Source organism: Pseudoalteromonas sp. GABNS16E (assembly GCF_028598715.1).
In the GTDB taxonomy this organism is placed as follows: domain Bacteria; phylum Pseudomonadota; class Gammaproteobacteria; order Enterobacterales; family Alteromonadaceae; genus Pseudoalteromonas; species Pseudoalteromonas atlantica.
Window position 1 is genome coordinate 1 of the sequence record NZ_JAQREZ010000070.1, and the last position, 17756, is coordinate 17756.

The window sequence follows — 17756 nt, forward strand, 5'->3', positions numbered from 1 at the left end:
TACTTGCTCAACAATAGATAATTTAAAGCCTAATGTATAATCTCGCTGAGTACGCTTAACGTCTTTAGTTTTAGTGGTTTTCATAAAATAAGTCCTAAATGTGTAAACACATTTCAGGACAAGACATGTTTTAAGCCTAAAAAGCCAGCATATTGCTGGCTTTTTTGTATTTTAACCTTTGCTGATAACATCACTTGGCATAACTACGCTATTTATTTTAAATAGAATTTTTAATGCAGCGAGCATCACCTTTTATACCACTGGTGTTAAGTTATTAGACATTTAAGTCGATTGGTATTACTTCACAAATCATTAAACTTTATTGCTGATACGCCGGTAAAACCCACTTATCACTAATAGCGCAATTAAATAACCTATTGCCCCACCAATTGATGACGATTCACTTTGTGCTTCTTGTACCGAGACTGTTAGCTCACTACTTATAACTTCATTGGTTTGACTGTCTGTGAGTACAAGTTTTACTGTATAACTACCTGCACCTTGGTAATTATGACTTGGGTTTTGCGTTATACCTAGTGGGCTGCTATCGCCATAATCCCAGCTATACGTATAATTACCAGAACCACCTAATGGTGAGCTATTAAATTGTACCGCTAAGTTATTTGCCGTATGGCGTGTACTTAATTGCAGCGGTGCATTAACACTCAAAGCATGTTGTTGACTAACACTTATTCCTTGCGTATCAGTTACTATTAACGCGAGGGTGTAATCTCCAGAGTAGCTAAATTGGTAATCTAGGTTCTCAGTTTGCGATACGGGTTCACCATCTATAAGCCAACTCATGTTGTAAGGTGCTTCACCGCCAGTTACGATTGCTTGAGCAGATAAAGTCGCACCGTTTAATTGATACGTTAAATTTTCAATTTCTAGCGGCTTTGTGATACTAATTTGTTTAGTTTGTGTTTGCGTAGTCGTCTCACCCATTGCCGAAAAGGTAACGCTATAGGTGCCGTAATCGGCATAGGTATGTGTAGGACTTAGCTCAGTACTCGATTGCCCATCACCAAAATCCCATAAAAATGTATCTGTGGGGGTTAACTTTAAGCCGGCTACATTAAAGCTAACGGTTGCCTCGTTTACTGTTGTGGTTATTTGTTGTAGCGCATCATAGCTAAGCAAAAGCTCTGCTGTTTCACTTTCAGGGTGTTGGCTGACTATTTCAAAGTTGAACCCTTGGGGAGTAAGCACCACACCTGATTCAGCCTGCTGCGTAAAGCTGTAATCAAAATGATCATTAAACTCACTAATGGCAGCCAAGTCTTGATCGCCTAAACCTGCACTTTGCTGATATAAACTAAATGCAGCGTCGCGTACTTGTATAGGTGTATCTGCAAGTGTGGTGCTACTTGTACCGCGATAAATTGGCTTTTGATCCGCATCTACCACTAAATTAAAACCACCCCCTGGGTGATCAGTTGTGTTGTTGTTATCAAATGCACTATTGCTATACCACAATAAAACTCCCGGTGAATATTGCCCTGCTTGTAAGCCGACATCCACACCTCTGTGCGCACGTAGCTGTATATAGTAGTGGGCTGGTTTAGCATAAATATAACTACTCACGCGGCTAAAACCATTTAACGCTAAGGTAGACTCTGACAGCTCTGCGTTATTTTGCCAAATCACAGTATTGTTGTTTGTTATTTTTAAATCATCGGCTACAAAACCATAATACTGTGTGTTTGTATCGGTAATATACTCAATACTTAATGTAATGGTTTGTCCTGCATATTGTGTTAAATCAAACTCATGCATTAAAAAACCATTAGGTTGCTGCGCATCTGCATGTAAAAACGAATCACCAGTTATATACGGGCCTATATCGCCATAATAAGGGTTTGTCTCGATTGTATAATTACCAGCTAATGGAGTTTGATTTACCTTTACTTGTACAAGGTCATAATCGCGCTCAATACTGTAGTAAGCTACAAAGCTAAGAGTCAGTGGTGTAGCCGCCTCAGGTAAGGTCACGGTTTGTGAAAGCGTGTGTGTTAGATTGTTACCTGTACCAGAGTAAAATTGAAAATCACCCTCAACCGGGGTTTTAAATTTTTCTAGCTGCTGCGCAAGTGTCACTTTAATTTGGCTTTGTTGCTGAGAAAGTGAGCTAGTATAAACAAGCGACTGCTGAGGCTGGCTGTTCACTTCCTCCAGGGTTAAATTAAGCTGGCTCACCCAATTGCCTCGGTATCTGTTTTGTAAATACTCAAGCGCCTGTGCACTAAACATAACGGGCTGCGACCCCCTAGGACCACCAGCCCAGCTACCAGTAGACATTATTGACCAAGACGATACAGGCTCACCCACGGTATTTGACTGTAAATCGTACTCATCAGCTAAACCTAAGTCGTGACCAAATTCATGCGCAACGACACCTATGCTGGCATCTATTGGGTTTATCGTATAACCCGATAACTTAACGCTACTACCCGCAATACTGACAGGTTCACTGTTTTCATCAAATACGTAGTAGCGGTGAGACCAAATTGCATCAACGCCTAAATAGCCTCCACCGGATTCTTCACCAATACTGGAATGAAAAACCATAACATGGTCGATAATGCCGTTTGGCTCGTTGATAATGCCATCGCCGTCAATATCATCTAAATCTGTTAAATCATATTGCGTTAAATCAATATCAAATTGTGCAGTGGCTTTTTCGACTGCTTCTTTTATCAGTGCGGGGGCATTTATATCGCGTGTGTTACCTACGCGCTCACCATAGATTTTTGCATTACTGTCTGCCCTAACCCACCCATATACTTGCCCGCTAAAAGTTAAGCTAGCACCTGATGCGTCGTAATAATAATCGTATACGCTGCTAAGCGTTTCATTATTAGGGCCAACAAACCCACCCTCATTAAAAAGCAATTGTTGGTAATGCTCCTTTGTATAATTTTCGTAATACATATCGGTATCATCATCAACTAACTGATTGTCATCGTGCTTTAAATCAGGAAAATCAATTAAAATAGCCAGTACTTTAACCTCATTTAGCGCGTTGCTAGGGCTAGCCGCACTTGCATATTGCAGCTGCTTATTGGCTTGCTTAGCGGTTAAGCGGGCTTTCATGGTAGAAACAGGTTTTAACTGCGAAGGGTTAAGCCGTGCAGTATTCGCTAAGTAGCTTTCAACCGTTGGCTTGTTAGTGGTTTGTTGGGCATCAGCGCGTTTATTTAACCAATACTCTATTCTTTGTTTGTTAATAATACCTGGGTCATGCGCACTGGTATTTGCTGCGTTAAGATTTAGGCTGCAAAGAAATAAGCCAAGCCATATTATTTTTTTCACTGTATCTTCCCCAGATAAATTATTGTTCTATCATACCTAATATATGCATTAAGCACAGCCCTCAAATCACCTATTTACCGATTATGGTTACTCGGTAAAATTAGCATAATTTCTTCATATTTTTTATATAACTACAAATAGCGTGCAACTTTTTAGTATGAAAACAAATTAATTTGAAATTTTAATCCAAAACAGCCCTTTCAAGGTTGACATAAGCACGTAAAACCCTTAAAAATAACCCCATATAGAATTTTTAATCTAAAGCAGCATTTTGCTTTTTATAAAGTGACAATTATGATAAAACAACTTCACCTTTTAATCGTACTCGTAGTGGTCTTAGTGATAAGCCCAGCGGGGATGTATTAAAAAGTGAAATTGCTTTTTAAAAACCCTCGCACTACGCGGGGGTTTTTTTATGCATAAACAGCACACAGAGGAATGAGGATGAGCAAACAAGAATATAATGGTTCTGAACTAGTTGTTCAGGCATTAAAAGAGTTGAAGGTTAAGTATATATTTGGCTACCCAGGTGGGTCGGTTTTAGATTTATACGATGCACTTTTTCAACAAGAAGACATTGAACATATTTTAGTGCGTCACGAACAAGCCGCAACCCATATGGCTGACGGTTATGCCCGTGCTACTGGCGAAGTTGGTGTTGTACTTGCTACCTCAGGCCCTGGCGCAACTAACTGTATTACAGGTATTGCCACCGCTTATATGGACTCAATTCCGATGGTGGTATTATCGGGGCAAGTACCTACTAGCTTGATTGGTGACGATGCATTCCAAGAAACTGACATTGTTGGCTGTTCTCGCCCGGTTGTAAAACATAGTTTTAACTGCAGAAGCGCTGAAGAAATTCCGGCTATTTTGGCAAAAGCGTTTTACATTGCAAGTACTGGCCGCCCAGGACCCGTTGTTGTTGAGCTACCAAAAGATATGCTTAACCCTGCTATTAAGTTTGAGTACAACTTCCCTAAAACAACAGAGCTTAGAACGTACAGCCCAAATACAAAGGGCCACTCTAAACAAATTCGCAAAGCAGTTACCGCAATTTTAGAAGCAAAAAAACTGGTTATATACTCAGGCGGCGGTATTATTTTATCTAACACCTCTGAGCAATTAACCCGCTTAGTTGAATCGCTAAATGCACCTATCACTAATACATTAATGGGCTTAGGCGGTATTTCGGGTATTCACCCAAATTACGTGGGTATGCTGGGTATGCACGGTACGCTTGAAGCCAATAAAGCCATGGCAAATGCCGATGTAATTTTAGCACTGGGAGCACGTTTTGATGATCGTGTAACCAATAATGTTAAAAAGTTTTGCCCTAATGCAACCATCGTTCACGTTGATGTAGACCCGACCTCTATTTCTAAAACGATTAAAGCACACATTCCAGTTGTGGGCTGTTTAGCCACAGTGATGGAGCAACTGCAAGCCGGCATAGATAAAAGTAGCATTCAAATTGATCGCAGTGCACAAGAGGATTGGTGGCGACAAATTATTAGCTGGCGCGAGCAAAAGTGCCTAAGCTACAACACCGATGGCGACAAAATAAAGCCTCAAGCTGTTATAGAAGCAGTGTATAAAGCCACTAATGGTGACGCATATGTAAGCTCTGATGTGGGTCAGCACCAAATGTTTGCAGCGCAATATTATCCATTTAAAAACCCTCGCCAATGGATCAATTCAGGGGGCTTAGGCACCATGGGCTTTGGCTTACCAGCAGCGATGGGTGTTAAGCTTGCCTTTCCTGATAAAGAGTCAGTGTGTGTAACCGGCGATGGCTCTATTCAAATGAATATTCAAGAGCTATCAACATGCTTACAGTACAACTTGGCTGTAAAAGTGGTTTCGCTAAATAACCGCTCATTAGGCATGGTACGCCAATGGCAAGATATGATTTACGGCGGTCGCCATTCATCTTCATATATGGATTCATTACCTGACTTTGTAAAACTTGTTGAAAGCTATGGCCATGTAGGCATCAAGGTAGATACTTTAGATGAGCTACAACCTGCTATAGATAAAGCCATGAGCATTAACGACCGTTTGGTATTTTTAGATATTAACGTAGATGAAAAAGAACATGTATACCCAATGCAAATTAAACTAGGTGGCATTGATGAGATGTGGTTACGTAAAGGAGTAAAAGCATAATGCGTCGTATATTATCTATTTTATTAGAAAACGAACCGGGAGCCTTATCTCGCATTGTTGGGCTTTTTTCACAGCGCGCCTACAACATAGATAGCTTAACAGTGGGCACTACTGATGATGAGTCACTGTCACGTATCACCATTACCACTATGGGTGATGATAGAATCGTTGAGCAAATTACTAAACAAGTTAATAAATTAGTTGATGTACTTAAAATTATTGATTTAACCGAAATGAGTCACATCGAACGTGAATTATTACTTGTTAAAGTATTTGCCCAAGACGAAACCACCCGTGCAGCGGTTACACGCGTGGTAGATGTGTTCCAAGGTGCTATTTTAGATATGGGACGCCAAAGCTACAGCTTACAACTGGTAAGCAGCACAGACAAAATAGAATCGTTTTTAGACACCCTACGCCATGAAACCGACATTATTGAAGTGGTGCGCTCTGGTGCTGTAGGGATCGGCCGTGGTGATAAAGCATTAAAAGCGTAATTAATTAAAGCTTAAACGTTAAGCGTTTTATATTAAATCCCTGCTAAGCAATTAGCAGGGATTTTTATGCTAAGCCTTGCCTTACAACGCCCTGCATTAATACCTAATTAGGCATGTGAGAATAAGCTTAGGTAAGCTCACTACTTTAATGCAGGCAAAAAAAAAGAGCTAAATAGCTCTTTTTTAAAAAATTCTGTAAAGCGCCAATTAAGGGTTTACTTGGTCTTTAAGACCTTTACCTGCTTTAAAGCTTGGGATAGTTGCCGCTGCGATTTGGATCTCAGCACCCGTTTGTGGGTTACGGCCAGTACGTGCTGCACGTTCTTTAACTGAGAAAGTACCAAAACCTACTAATGCAACTGAATTACCTTCTTTTAAAGAAGAAGTTACAGCGCCAGTAAACGCGTCAAGTGCACGTGTAGCAGCAGCTTTAGAGATTTCTGCATCAGTAGCGATTTTTTCAACTAATTGAGCTTTATTCATTGTTAGATTCCTATTCGTTATTATTTTGCCTTCGCAAAACCTATCTTTATGCATTTTTAAGGAGTTAGCAACAGCAAATTGCATTTTTTGCTTAAATACTTCGAAAATGCGTAAAATTTTAATAATTCTCGGTAAAATACAGCGTGTTGGGTTAACTAAAACTTAATTTAAGTACACAAAAGGCACACTTTTAATAACACACTGCTCTATATTTTTTCGATAACTAAGGTCACTTCCCCAACCTCGACACCAAACTTAACAATAGACGTTCGGTTTATCAAGCGCGATTGTGTAACCAGGTACATCCAATCATCAAAATTTACCTCAAGCGTACTGCCGTCATAGGGTAAGGCCACATTGTAGTTCCAATGAAACACACTGCCTGCGCTTTTACCGGTTGCAATGCCAAGCACATCATCAGCACGTCCCACTAAGCTATTATCGTCATTAAGGGTGACATACCAAATACGCTTTTGTGTTTCACCATCGTCATACACAAAGTCTTCCTCTATAACGCCCTCGTTCCCTTTCCAGCGCGCATTCATAGTGACAACAAGTTTACGTGTGAGTTCGCCTTTATAATCTTGCACAACGCCGTATGCTTTCAAATCGCCACTAAAAAACGCTTTAAAATCAAATTCTGGGTTGCTGCTATTGTAGTGCTCTACTTTTGGCGCGGAGCAGCTCACTAAAAATAATGCGGCCATTAAAATACATAGCTGTTTAAATTTATTTATATTGCGCATGTTAAATCCCTAATAATTGTTTTCTAAGTGCTGGCTCTGAGGTGTTTGGGCTTAGCCAAATAGCTAAAAACTGATTGGCAAATTGCGAGTCACTAATTTCACCTAACTTTTTATCATTATGGTAAAAAGTAGCCTGACCGCTTGGTGATGTTTGTAAGCTTAACGACTCGCCTTTTTTAATGTCTGGCCAAAGAGCGAGCAATTTATCAGCATACTTAGCAGATAAGTCACTTTTACCTAAATGCTGCCATTGCTCTTTAGTGGCTTTAACAATGTCTTTTGCTGCAAAGTCTCGCAAATAGGTGAGCGTAAATTTAACTGGGTGCGCCCCCTGTTTGTAACTCCCTGAGCGGGTATATAACGTTGCATCGTAAACATCCCAAAATAAATATTCCATGCGCGCCTCGCCCACTTTTTTAAAGTCAGTTTGCTCTTCGCTAAAGCTCAATGGGGTAAAAAAAGTAGCCATAATCATTGTGGCCGTTATTGCACATATTTTTGCGGTGATATTCATACAAGCTCCTGTTATTGCTTGCTAAAATTTATAATCGCTTTAATTTTTTGGTTAATAATAAGAATTAATGTAAAGGCAGCAGCCCACAGTGCGCCGTACAGAAGCCAAAACATCCACACAGGTGAATAAATACTAAGCACGCCAAATTGAGCGCCTGAATAATAACTAATTGGCGCCAAGGCTAAGCACACTAAATAGGCTTGCCAAAGTTTTAGATTAGTAATAAACGCCATTGATGTGTTTAAGCAAAGCAATAATGCTGCCCATAGCAAGGCTAACCAAAGCGGAAAAGGGGATACTTTAAATTCCAAAAGGTTTAGCTGCACAGCAAGGTATTCACATAACAGCGCAATTGGTAAAGCTTTGACTAAAAGCAACGCGTCGAGCTTATGCTGCTTTGATAAAACAAACATAAGCACAACAATACCAGAGGTGTATAAAACAGATTGAGCTTCTAAAAACAGTGATAAAAACCACACTGTTTGAAAAAGCACAAAATTAATAATTAAGGGCAATTTCGTCATTTTGACTGGTAAAACGTGGTTTACGCGCCGTTAAATGAACGGTACTGGTTGCTCGCGTTCTAAAAGCGCCTTCGCAATAAGCAAAGTAAAATAACCATAATCTGTAAAAACGCTCATCAAACTTGTCACTGTCTAGGGTGTGCCAGTTATCAATAAAGCGTGTGCGCCAATCGGCTAGTGTTCTAGCATAATGCGCGCCTATGTCGCTTACAGTGTGAATAACCATATCGGTATTGTTTTTAATTTGCTCGCTCATCTCATTAATTGAAGGCAGACAACCACCGGGGAAAATATACTGCTGAATAAAGTCAGAGTTTTTTAAATAATGTTGATAACGTTGATCGCCAATAGTAATCGCTTGGATGAGCATTGCACCGTCTTCTTTAAGCAAACTATTACATTGCTTAAAAAAGCTTGGTAGGTATTCATGTCCTACTGCTTCTATCATCTCTATTGATACAAGCTTGTCGTATTGACCTTCTAATAAACGGTAATCAAGCTTGAGCAAAGTTATATTATTTTCAAGTCCTAACTGTTTAACCTTGTTTTCAACATAGGCATATTGCTCATCAGAAATCGTTGTTGTGGTCACATGACAGTTGTAATGTGTGGCCGCGTAAATAGCAAACGCCCCCCAGCCTGTGCCAATTTCAATAACTGAATCGCCTTCGTTTATCTCTACCTGCTCACAAATTTGTTTCAGCTTGTTTTGTTGAGCATCCTCAAGAGAAGCGTCTTTTGATGGATAAACAGCGGAGGAGTAGAGCATTTCCTCGCTTAAAAATGACTCGTATAAATCGTTGCCCAAATCGTAATGTGCAACGATATTCTTTTTCGACCCAGATTCTGAGTTGCTGTTTTTAAGATGGTTAAAACGGTGGGCTAGGCCACTAAAAAACGAGAATTTTTTTTCAAAAGCATCTAGTTGTTTTTGGTTTATGGCAAAAATTTCGATGAGTTTGGTCAAGTTATCACACGACCATTGCCCAAGAATATAAGACTCACCAGCACCCACACTGCCAGATAGCGCAAATGCTTTGTACATGGCAGTATCGTTAACGGTAATCGTGGTTTTTAAGTCTGAATGTTGTTGACCAAATACTGTTGAGCGACTGTTCTCAACTAACACTATTTGGCCTGTTTCAATACTTGCAAAGGCTTTGGTGACTAGCTTTTTATATAAGTTTGTAAACCAACCAGTTTGCTCTTGGCAGTTTATACTTGAGACTTTTTCCATCTTAAACCCTTTATAATTGTATCACTACCCGCAACTAAGCTTGTTTAACTATACTAAGGTTTTCCTGAATGACCTAAAAAAGGAACCCTTTTAATAAACAACTTAAGTGCTTGCACATAAATACCTTTGAAAATAGACAAAGTCATCGCAGGAAATTTTTTTAATAATTTATTAACTTCTTGCTTCGTTAACTGACTTCGCTTTAATCGTAAAGACGCGTCGAATAACAACTCATCCCCACGTTTATTTTCTATATGAATTAATGTGTTATCGGCTGTATGTTGTACCTGCCAATGGTAGTCCATATCTAAATTCATAAAGGGTGATACGGAGAAAGCCTTCTTAAAGTTCACTTTTTTTTGTAAGGGCACCAAATAATAATGGCGCTCATTCCACGGCGTATTGCTTACCTCAGCCACCATATATTTAAAGTTATCGGTGCTATTACCGTAAAAGTAAAAATTTACAGGGCTGAAATAAATGCCCATACACCTAAGTTGGCCAAGCATATAAATATGCGAAAACGTCTCTTTAACACCTAGTTTTTCTATTTGGCACTGTGCACGTTCAATAATACTTAATGGCTCTGAGTTTGGCAGTGTGTTTAAATAATCGGCTTGATTAAAACGCAGTGCTTTAAACCCAAAAGTACCTAACATAGGGTGAATGTTATTAAGCAATAACGGATTTTTTAAATCTACCCACATCATATAAAGCGGGTATTTAAACTGATGGTTTTTTACCGCAAAGCGCCTGTGCCTTACATCGCCTAAGTATACAGCGCTATTCAAATTCAACACCTAATTGCTTAGCCACATCTACCCCGCTGCGAACACCATCTTCATGAAAACCGTTATACCAATAAGCACCACAAAAATAGCTATTATTTTGGCCATCAACAGTGTGCTTGAGTTTTTGTGCGGCAATGGATGCTTCGTTAAAAACAGGGTGATGATAAGTAAACTCACGTAATATATTTGCTTTGTTAATCCCTTCTAAGTGATTAAGGGTTACACAAAATTGTGTATCTGAGTCAATACCTTGCAGTATATTCATTTGGTATGTAACAACCGCTGCTTTGTCGGTATTTTCGTTTAGTAAGTAATTCCAGCTAGCCCAGGCGGCTTTTCTATCTGGCAGTAAACTGGTATCTGTATGCAATACTACCGAGTTTTCGGTATAAGGAATTGCACCTAATACAGCCTGTTCTTGCTCAGTCGCATCACCAAGTAATGCAAGGGCTTGATCTGAGTGACACGCAAATACCACTTTATCAAATTCAGCTTGTTCGCCATTTTCAAAAGTAATAATTACTTTATTATCAACACGCGTAACCGTCTCAATGTCGGTATTTAGTTTTATCCGCTCTGCAAAACCTTTAATAAGCGGCTTAATATATTGCTTAGACCCACCAGGGATTACATACCACTGCGGCCTGTTTGTAACATCAAGTAAGCCATGGTTGTAAAAAAAGTTTACAAAAAACTCAACCCCTACATTTTGCATCTCTTTGATGCTGGTTGACCAAATAGCCGCCCCCATAGGTAAAATGTAATGGTATTTAAAAAAGTCATTAAAGCCGTGCGTATCTAATAACTGACCCAGCGTTTGATCTTTAGGGTAGTTTTGCTCGCTGTGCATTGCTTTACATAATTTATTAAACTTAACTATATCGCTTAACAAGCGCCAAAACTTAGGCCTAAATATATTTCTTTTTTGAGCGAATAAGCTGGCAAAGGTGTGTCCGTTGTACTCAAAACCACTTGCTTGATTATGAACACTAAAGCTCATTTGTGTTTCTTGTCTGTCTACGCCAATGCGCGCGAGTAGTTTTTCAAAGTACGGGTAAGTGCGGTCATTAAATACGATAAAGCCCGTGTCTATTGCGCGTTTAACCCCAGCATCAGATATCTCTACTGTCGCGGTATGACCACCAATGTAATCGTTTTTTTCAAATACAGTAATATCGTAATGCTTATGCAGTAAATGAGCACAGGTTAAACCCGATACGCCAGAACCTATTATTGCTATTTTTTTCAACGGGCTAATCCTTTTGCTAAACGTAACCAAAGTGGTAACGGTAAAATACGTAATGCTTTTAAAATAAGCGTAAACCGATAAGGAAAATGAACTTCTTTACGGCGTTTATTGATCCCCTTAATCATATAATCGGCGGCCTCTGTTGCAGTGACGGCCATAGGCATTGGGAAATCGTTTTTATCAGTAAGGGGGGTTTTAACAAAACCAGGGTGCACCAACGTAACATCAACATCGTTTAAGTCGATTGCTAAGCTTTTCGCTAAATAGCTTACTCCGGCTTTAGATGCGCCATAAGCCTCAGAGCGTGGCAGAGGTAAATACGTAACGCTTGAGCTAACAAGCACAAGTTGTCCGCCCGCACTAATTTTTGGTAATAGTGCCTCTAGGCAGTAGCCCATTGCCAGCAGGTTTACTGAAATAACTCGCTCAAACAAAGCGCTGTCAAAGTTACGGGCATCATCTACATACTCACAGTTACCAGCGTTAAGAATAACCTTATCAAATGCACTAAACCCCAGGGCTGCTTGCTTTATGTCTTTAAGGTCTGTGGCATCAAACTGACACGCTTTAATATTGGTGTGTTTTTCAAGCTCAGCTAACTTTTCAAGGTTTCTACCGCAAGCAATCACGGTGTTGCCTTGCCGAGCGTACTTTATTGCAAGCTGCTCGCCAATACCTGAGGTTGCACCTGTAATTAAAATATTCATCGCTACCCTGCTCGTTTATCTATGTAATTTATAACGCCACCCAAAATGGGAATATGCTTGTATAACATTTCACCGACATTAAAATAGTCGCGGTGGTTAATAATTTTACCTTCTTTAAATACCAGCTTACTGTGCCCTTCTACCGATATAGTTTTGCCAGAAGCCAGTTTTGGGTGGGCGTAATGCATAGTCCAATACAAAAATGCTTTATCATCACGCTCGTACGTGTCGCTAATATCAAACTGACAATGCTTAACATTACTATATAGATTAGAAAAATATCGGGTAAGCTCGCTTAGCCCGTGTATTTCGTGCATTGGGTCTTTAAATTTAATTTGCTCGCTGTAAATATCATTAAGCAAATGCAGGTTTGATTTATCGAGTTGTTGATATATTTCTACAAATTTTGCTACCGGTAATGCTGTTTCCATATCACCCCTTAAATGCAGCTATTGCACGCTCGCGAGCTGCTTTATGATCTACGATTGCCGGCCAGTAACATTGCTTATCAGCCCCTATTGACGCTAAATAAGCATGAGGAAAATGAATATGTTTATCTGGCACTTTTTCAAGCTCCGGTAAATATTTACGTATAAATTTACCATTAGGATCAAAGCGCTCACTTTGAGTGATAGGATTAAATACGCGAAAATAAGGCTGCGCGTCACAGCCAGTGCTTGCAGCCCACTGCCAACCACCATTATTAGAGGCTAAATCGCCATCAATAAGGTGCTGCATAAAAAACTGCTCGCCTTCACGCCAATCAATTAATAAATGTTTGGTCAAAAAGCTGGCAACTACCATTCTTAAACGGTTATGCATCCAGCCGGTTTGAACTAACTGTCTCATCGCTGCATCAACGAGTGGGTAACCTGTTTTTCCCTCACACCAGGCTTTAAACTCAGCCTCGTTTTTACGCCATTTAACGCCATTGTACTTTTCGTTAAAGTTATCACCACGAGAAAGCTTAGGAAATTGCGCAATTAAATGACGATAAAATTCGCGCCAAATAAGCTCGTTTACCCAAGTAAAAGTTTTACTTTTAGATATTGTTAAAATATCTGGGTAGCGGTTTTGAATATTAACCAGTAACTGCTTAGGGCTTATAATACCCAGAGCTAAATAAGGGCTTAAACCCGATGTGCCTTTAATACTGGGTATATCACGCTGATCGTCGTAGCTACTTAATTTGTCGCAAATAAAATTATCAACAATGGTTGCTAAGCTTTCATCATCAACCGGCCATTTTTCTGAGCTGCCATCACTTTTAATGGCCTGTGCGTTGTTATTTATCGGCTGTTTTTTTAAAGGCCACGGTAATAAGCTAAAGTGAGTATCTTGGTGTTGTTTAAGCCACTGCTTTTTAAATGGTGTAAACACTTTATACATTTCGTTACTTTGGTTTTTAACACTGCCTACAGGCGCTATTACACCTCCCTCATAGAGGGTAAACGTAATATTTTTATCATCACACTTTGCAAGTATTTGCGCATCACGATTTACTTCATTTAACTCATACTCTTTATTGGCAATTACATGTTTTACCTGATGTTTATCGCAAAATGATAAAAGCGCACTTTCACAATCGTCAAAGTAAGGAGCGTCAAAAATATGCAGCTCTATTGCGTACTGCGCTAGCTGCTCGCGTATATAATTGAGGCGTCTTTTTAGTAAATCTATTTGAATGGGAGCGGCGTTGTGTTGTTGCCATTGCTTTTCGCAGATAAAAAAAATGGCCTGTTTAGCGCCATTATTTAGCGCTTCAATAAGCGCTTCGTTAGAAAAAAGGCGCAAATCGCGCCTAAACCAAAAAAGTGTATTCATTATATGCCGTAACGTAATTTTAGTTCATTAGGGTAAGGATTAAAAAACACCTGCTTTTCTAGGTATTCATTAGGGTGTACTTTTAGATGATGTTTTAGTAAAGTAAGCGGTACGTACAAAGGCACTAAACCTTGACGGTATTCATCGATGGCATCGCGTAGCTCTTGCTTTTCAACCTTAGATAAGTCTTTTTTAAAGTAGCCCTGCAAGTGCATTAACGTGTTGCAGTTATTCCTGCGTGATGCAGGCTTTTTAAGGCCGTTCATTAACCCAAGAATGTACTCATCTGCTAAAGCGTTAATATCATCACCTTTATAAGTACCAAGGAGATTACCTAAGTCGCGGTAAGCTTGATAATTATGAGCCATCAATAAGTACTTATATTGCGAATGAAACTGGGTAAGCTTATGCACTGTGAGCGGCTCAGATGCTAATAACTGCCACTGTTTATAGGCGTACACCCGCATTACAAAGTTTTCGCGTAAATGCATGTCGTTTAAGCGGCCGTTTTCTTCACATGGCAGTAATGGATTGTGCTTCATTATTTGCTCAGCAAAAAAACCAACGCCTTCAGAGGTATTGCCGGTGCCCGCTTCGTTATAAATTTTAATTCTTTCCATACCGCAGCTAGGGCTTTTCGCACAAAAAACAAAACCACTTAGGTTTTTAGCTTGCTCTGTGGCTACTTTTTTACCGTATTCAGTTAGCTTAGGCCCAACATCGCCAGTGCCATCTGGGCGACATACTTTTATTGTATCGCCTACGCGTACTTGGCGTATGGTTGGCCTAGGAATAGGTAACCCTACGGCTACCTCTGGGCAAAAACGCGTGTACTCTACATGTTTTCCAAGTTCATCCATACAAAAGTTAGACTTTTTATGGCCTGTATCAAAACGTACTTTTTCGCCTGCTAAGCAGGCGCTAATACCTATTTTTATTGTGTCTGTTTGCATAAATTCTCTTAATAAATCAAGTTACCTATAGGATTAAGTAACTTACTGAGCCCTTTATTAAAATGTAGCGCACTACTGACTACTGTAAAGCATAAACAGCCATCTTTTGTAAGTGGGGTGTGCTGATGAGAGCCATCTTGCCAAATAAAATCCCCTGGCACGTAACTGCCCTCTTCATCACTAAACTCACCATCAAGTAGCAAGGTTACTTCAAAACCAGTATGAGTATGCTCGGGGATTTCGCCCCCTGCGCCAATATGTAAAAGGCTTGAGCGCAATGGGCCATCATCAATAGCAACGCGAGAGCGAGCAAGCTTACCCACTTGCGTAAAACGCCCATGCGAAATGCGTGTTAAGGCGCGTGGTAATTCGTAGTTATGCTCGTTAACTTGTACGGTTACCGGCTCAACTTCGTAAACTTCATCAATGCTAGCATCGGCGGTTATCAAATCTAGCAGGTCAGCGTCAAAATCTGGTGCTTGTAAGTCGTTACTTAAATTTAATGCATCAGGGGCGTGTGGCGTCTCGCTAAATACATCCTTTGCATTAGCGGCTTCAAGTTTTGCCACTTTTGCTTGGCAAACTGGGCACATATCAACGTGTATAGATACCGCAACACTTAACGATGCAGGTAACTGCGCTGAACAATATTGTGCTAGTAAAGATTCACTAGGGTGATGTTTAATCATGCTGATCTCCCATTTCATTACGTAATTTTTGCAAGGCTAAACGTAATCGTGATTTTACCGTGCCTACAGGAATATTTAATTGTTGAGCAAGTTGCTCTTGCGACATATCTTGGAAATAAACACCTCTGACTACCTCTCGCTGTGCGGTTGGTAGTTTGTCTAGGTAACGTTTAATTTGTTGATCTTCCAAGTGGTCGCTAAATTCAAGTGTTGTATCTTGAGATTCGTTAATAAGTGGCCAAATATCTTCGCTTATATTTTCTTCTTTATTACTTTTCATTTTACGGAGCATATCAAATGAGGCATTACGCATTACGGTATATACCCAAGTCGTCGCAGCCCCTTTATCGCTGTGATACAAATGCGCTTTACGCCACACTGAGGTTAGTGTTTCTTGTACAAGCTCCATTGCTTGTGCCTCAGAGCCAAATTGCTTAATTCCAAAGCGTTTAATTTTTGGCGAAAAGTATTCAAATAAGTAAGCAAACGCTCTTTTGTCTCGCGAAGTAGCTACATCAAGCAGAGCTTGCATAAGCTCTGCACTTGGCGTTTCTGGCATGGCAGTATATTTACCTGTATTAGGTTCACAACGTGGTGAGGGTTGTTGACTTACCATAATAATTAATCCCGTGTATGCTTTTGTACATATCTATACGCCAAGCAGTTAAACGCAGATCACATTATTTTAGGCAAATTCATTGTTGATCACAGTATGGAGGAAGTTTAGTAAGTTAGCAAAGTTACTTTCGAACGCAAGTTGCTGTTTTTTATCGATAGATATAGGTAATAGTTCAAGCCAGCGGGCAGCTACCCAGGCTAAATTATCAAACTTGGTTTGCCTATATAAACTAGAAAGCTCTTTATTGTTTAAAAATATGTCCTGCAAAGAATCAGACAAACGTTGATTATCAGCCGAAATTTCACTGTGTGAGTCATTGTACCAATACGGCGTATTGCAATCGCTTAATAAGCCATGGCGCAATTCACTTTCATCTTGGTAAACGTCATTTATTTGCACGCTTTTAGCAGCGTACACATCAATAAGTAGCATATTGCTAGGGTCTTGATCAAAGTCGATAATATCGACCAAACAGCCCTGAGCGCTAATATTAAATGGCGTGTCGTGCTGGTAGGTGCATAGCACAAAACCGACATTATTTTGTAGTGCGGTTTTTACCATGTTTAAATACCTAGGCTCAAATATACGCAAACGCGTATAGCCTTCTGGTAACACAAATATTGGTAATGGGAAAATCGCACGTTTCATAAAGTCTACTTCTTTAAATTACACTGCCTTTATTTACGTGCGCTTTTACTAAGTCGATCAGCTTACTCAAATCGAATTATTTACCTATAAATTAAAAGTTGATCCAACTTCCCATACTTTTTATTACTTGAACCATATAGTAAACACTAATCATGCTTACAACAGGCGCCAACATAAGTGCAAATAATCCTAATTCGTTACTCATCGTCTTATCCTTTTACACTTATTTAGCTTTAACTTGCGTAGTTACCGGCATTGTAGACTGCGTGGTAACGTCAGCTTGTTCTTGCGCTTGATTTACAAATTGCTCAAGTACTGCCTGGGCATCAAAACTAAGGCTCTGCGAAATTGATTGTTCAAGTTCTGCCGTTGCTTGATTAATATAGCTTGTTACGTTTTGCGTTATAATATCAGTTACATCTAAGTCCACTTCACTCGCATGTACTTGCGAAGAACCTAATACTAATAAACTTGCCATAGCGATTTTAATTGAATGTTTCATAATGGTATTCCTTGTTGTGTATATTGTTTAGACGCAATAACATAATCAAGGGTTGTGCCAACAGAAAAATAAAAATTAAATCATTGATATATAAAGACTATATTAAAAACCATACAGCAACGCAGTATTCAGTCTTGGTTAATTTAACTAACCTTTTTAATTTTTTGACTAGGGGCTGTTGATCTTTGTAGTACATATATCAATCAGCCCACATTGGTAGCCACATCATAGTAAATGCTAAAGCGAGCATTGAATGATAATTTCGTTCAAGCTTTTCATACCGCGTGGCTAT

General features: G+C 39.6%; 18 protein-coding genes and 1 pseudogene. 2 read left to right on the forward strand and 17 right to left on the reverse strand.

Annotation, left to right across the window (positions count from 1 at the left end):
• Nucleotides 1-312: 312 nt before the first annotated feature.
• Nucleotides 313-3312, reverse strand: a complete 3000-nt coding sequence (locus PSI06_RS18925; RefSeq protein ID WP_273604627.1) for an immune inhibitor A domain-containing protein — start codon at nucleotides 3310-3312, stop codon at nucleotides 313-315.
• 444 nt (nucleotides 3313-3756) lie between these two features.
• Here PSI06_RS18925 and PSI06_RS18930 point away from each other — a divergent pair, with 444 nt between their 5' ends.
• Together PSI06_RS18930 and ilvN are read left to right on the forward strand one after the other, a co-directional pair.
• Nucleotides 3757-5481 carry an acetolactate synthase 3 large subunit gene (locus PSI06_RS18930; RefSeq protein ID WP_054981927.1) on the forward strand — a complete coding sequence of 575 codons (1725 nt, stop codon included), beginning with the start codon at nucleotides 3757-3759 and terminating at the stop codon, nucleotides 5479-5481.
• Entirely contained in the window at nucleotides 5481-5978 is a 498-nt protein-coding gene (gene ilvN, locus PSI06_RS18935) for an acetolactate synthase small subunit (protein ID WP_004586403.1), read from the forward strand. The genes PSI06_RS18930 and ilvN overlap by 1 nt, the downstream gene beginning before the upstream one ends.
• Nucleotides 5979-6185: 207 nt before the next feature.
• On the opposite strand, the gene PSI06_RS18940 is transcribed toward ilvN, so the two are convergent.
• The 16 genes and pseudogenes from PSI06_RS18940 to PSI06_RS19015 all read right to left on the reverse strand — a co-directional run.
• A complete protein-coding gene (locus tag PSI06_RS18940) occupies nucleotides 6186-6461 on the reverse strand; it encodes an HU family DNA-binding protein (protein ID WP_004586404.1) in 276 nt (91 codons plus the stop codon).
• A 206-nt stretch (nucleotides 6462-6667) separates the two neighbouring features.
• A complete protein-coding gene (locus PSI06_RS18945) occupies nucleotides 6668-7207 on the reverse strand; it encodes a DUF3833 domain-containing protein (protein WP_055254124.1) in 540 nt (179 codons plus the stop codon).
• 1 nt (nucleotide 7208) lies between these two features.
• A complete protein-coding gene (locus PSI06_RS18950) occupies nucleotides 7209-7682 on the reverse strand; it encodes a chalcone isomerase family protein (RefSeq protein WP_055254401.1) in 474 nt (157 codons plus the stop codon).
• Between the two features lie 50 nt (nucleotides 7683-7732).
• Nucleotides 7733-8245, reverse strand: coding sequence for a DUF2878 domain-containing protein (locus PSI06_RS18955; protein WP_055254122.1), 513 nt, complete (start codon nucleotides 8243-8245; stop codon nucleotides 7733-7735).
• Complete coding sequence (locus PSI06_RS18960) at nucleotides 8220-9482, reverse strand: SAM-dependent methyltransferase (protein ID WP_273604625.1); 1263 nt, start codon at nucleotides 9480-9482, stop codon at nucleotides 8220-8222. Before PSI06_RS18960 ends, PSI06_RS18955 begins: the two co-directional genes overlap by 26 nt.
• 53 nt (nucleotides 9483-9535) lie before the next feature.
• Complete coding sequence (locus PSI06_RS18965) at nucleotides 9536-10273, reverse strand: DUF1365 domain-containing protein (RefSeq protein WP_054981923.1); 738 nt, start codon at nucleotides 10271-10273, stop codon at nucleotides 9536-9538.
• Nucleotides 10266-11522: an NAD(P)/FAD-dependent oxidoreductase gene (locus PSI06_RS18970; RefSeq protein WP_096042974.1), complete on the reverse strand. Its 1257-nt coding sequence runs from the start codon at nucleotides 11520-11522 to the stop codon at nucleotides 10266-10268. Before PSI06_RS18970 ends, PSI06_RS18965 begins: the two co-directional genes overlap by 8 nt.
• Entirely contained in the window at nucleotides 11519-12229 is a 711-nt protein-coding gene (locus PSI06_RS18975; protein ID WP_273604624.1) for an SDR family NAD(P)-dependent oxidoreductase, read from the reverse strand. Before PSI06_RS18975 ends, PSI06_RS18970 begins: the two co-directional genes overlap by 4 nt.
• A 2-nt stretch (nucleotides 12230-12231) precedes the next feature.
• Nucleotides 12232-12660 carry a nuclear transport factor 2 family protein gene (locus PSI06_RS18980; protein ID WP_024031753.1) on the reverse strand — a complete coding sequence of 143 codons (429 nt, stop codon included), beginning with the start codon at nucleotides 12658-12660 and terminating at the stop codon, nucleotides 12232-12234.
• Nucleotide 12661: 1 nt separating this feature from the next.
• Complete coding sequence (gene phrB / locus PSI06_RS18985) at nucleotides 12662-14053, reverse strand: deoxyribodipyrimidine photo-lyase (protein WP_273605056.1); 1392 nt, start codon at nucleotides 14051-14053, stop codon at nucleotides 12662-12664.
• Nucleotides 14053-15006 (reverse strand): YbgA family protein, encoded by a 954-nt coding sequence (locus PSI06_RS18990; protein WP_096042971.1) that lies wholly within the window; start codon nucleotides 15004-15006, stop codon nucleotides 14053-14055. The genes phrB and PSI06_RS18990 overlap by 1 nt, the downstream gene beginning before the upstream one ends.
• An 8-nt stretch (nucleotides 15007-15014) precedes the next feature.
• On the reverse strand, nucleotides 15015-15695 hold the full coding sequence (locus PSI06_RS18995) for a ChrR family anti-sigma-E factor (RefSeq protein WP_054981919.1): 681 nt from the start codon (nucleotides 15693-15695) through the stop codon (nucleotides 15015-15017).
• Complete coding sequence (locus tag PSI06_RS19000; RefSeq protein ID WP_004586416.1) at nucleotides 15688-16311, reverse strand: sigma-70 family RNA polymerase sigma factor; 624 nt, start codon at nucleotides 16309-16311, stop codon at nucleotides 15688-15690. The genes PSI06_RS18995 and PSI06_RS19000 overlap by 8 nt, the downstream gene beginning before the upstream one ends.
• 69 nt (nucleotides 16312-16380) lie before the next feature.
• Entirely contained in the window at nucleotides 16381-16962 is a 582-nt protein-coding gene (locus tag PSI06_RS19005) for an LON peptidase substrate-binding domain-containing protein (RefSeq protein ID WP_004586417.1), read from the reverse strand.
• Nucleotides 16963-17185: 223 nt separating this feature from the next.
• Nucleotides 17186-17464, reverse strand: a complete 279-nt coding sequence (locus PSI06_RS19010) for a hypothetical protein (protein WP_024031759.1) — start codon at nucleotides 17462-17464, stop codon at nucleotides 17186-17188.
• 199 nt (nucleotides 17465-17663) lie between these two features.
• A pseudogene (locus tag PSI06_RS19015) lies at nucleotides 17664-17756 on the reverse strand (IS5/IS1182 family transposase); the annotation flags it as partial.

What these genes read in the sequence shown, in the direction of transcription:
- PSI06_RS18930 (WP_054981927.1), top strand. Translation starts at nt 3,757, where the DNA reads ATGAGCAAACAAGAATATAATGGTTCTGAACTAGTTGTTCAGGCATTA.
- ilvN (WP_004586403.1), top strand. Translation starts at nt 5,481, where the DNA reads ATGCGTCGTATATTATCTATTTTATTAGAAAACGAACCGGGAGCCTTA.
- PSI06_RS18940 (WP_004586404.1), bottom strand. Translation starts at nt 6,461, where the DNA reads ATGAATAAAGCTCAATTAGTTGAAAAAATCGCTACTGATGCAGAAATC.
- PSI06_RS18945 (WP_055254124.1), bottom strand. Translation starts at nt 7,207, where the DNA reads ATGCGCAATATAAATAAATTTAAACAGCTATGTATTTTAATGGCCGCA.
- PSI06_RS18950 (WP_055254401.1), bottom strand. Translation starts at nt 7,682, where the DNA reads ATGATTATGGCTACTTTTTTTACCCCATTGAGCTTTAGCGAAGAGCAA.
- PSI06_RS18955 (WP_055254122.1), bottom strand. Translation starts at nt 8,245, where the DNA reads ATGACGAAATTGCCCTTAATTATTAATTTTGTGCTTTTTCAAACAGTG.
- PSI06_RS18960 (WP_273604625.1), bottom strand. Translation starts at nt 9,482, where the DNA reads ATGGAAAAAGTCTCAAGTATAAACTGCCAAGAGCAAACTGGTTGGTTT.
- PSI06_RS18975 (WP_273604624.1), bottom strand. Translation starts at nt 12,229, where the DNA reads ATGAATATTTTAATTACAGGTGCAACCTCAGGTATTGGCGAGCAGCTT.
- PSI06_RS18980 (WP_024031753.1), bottom strand. Translation starts at nt 12,660, where the DNA reads ATGGAAACAGCATTACCGGTAGCAAAATTTGTAGAAATATATCAACAA.
- phrB (WP_273605056.1), bottom strand. Translation starts at nt 14,053, where the DNA reads ATGAATACACTTTTTTGGTTTAGGCGCGATTTGCGCCTTTTTTCTAAC.
- PSI06_RS18990 (WP_096042971.1), bottom strand. Translation starts at nt 15,006, where the DNA reads ATGCAAACAGACACAATAAAAATAGGTATTAGCGCCTGCTTAGCAGGC.
- PSI06_RS18995 (WP_054981919.1), bottom strand. Translation starts at nt 15,695, where the DNA reads ATGATTAAACATCACCCTAGTGAATCTTTACTAGCACAATATTGTTCA.
- PSI06_RS19000 (WP_004586416.1), bottom strand. Translation starts at nt 16,311, where the DNA reads ATGGTAAGTCAACAACCCTCACCACGTTGTGAACCTAATACAGGTAAA.
- PSI06_RS19005 (WP_004586417.1), bottom strand. Translation starts at nt 16,962, where the DNA reads ATGAAACGTGCGATTTTCCCATTACCAATATTTGTGTTACCAGAAGGC.
- PSI06_RS19010 (WP_024031759.1), bottom strand. Translation starts at nt 17,464, where the DNA reads ATGAAACATTCAATTAAAATCGCTATGGCAAGTTTATTAGTATTAGGT.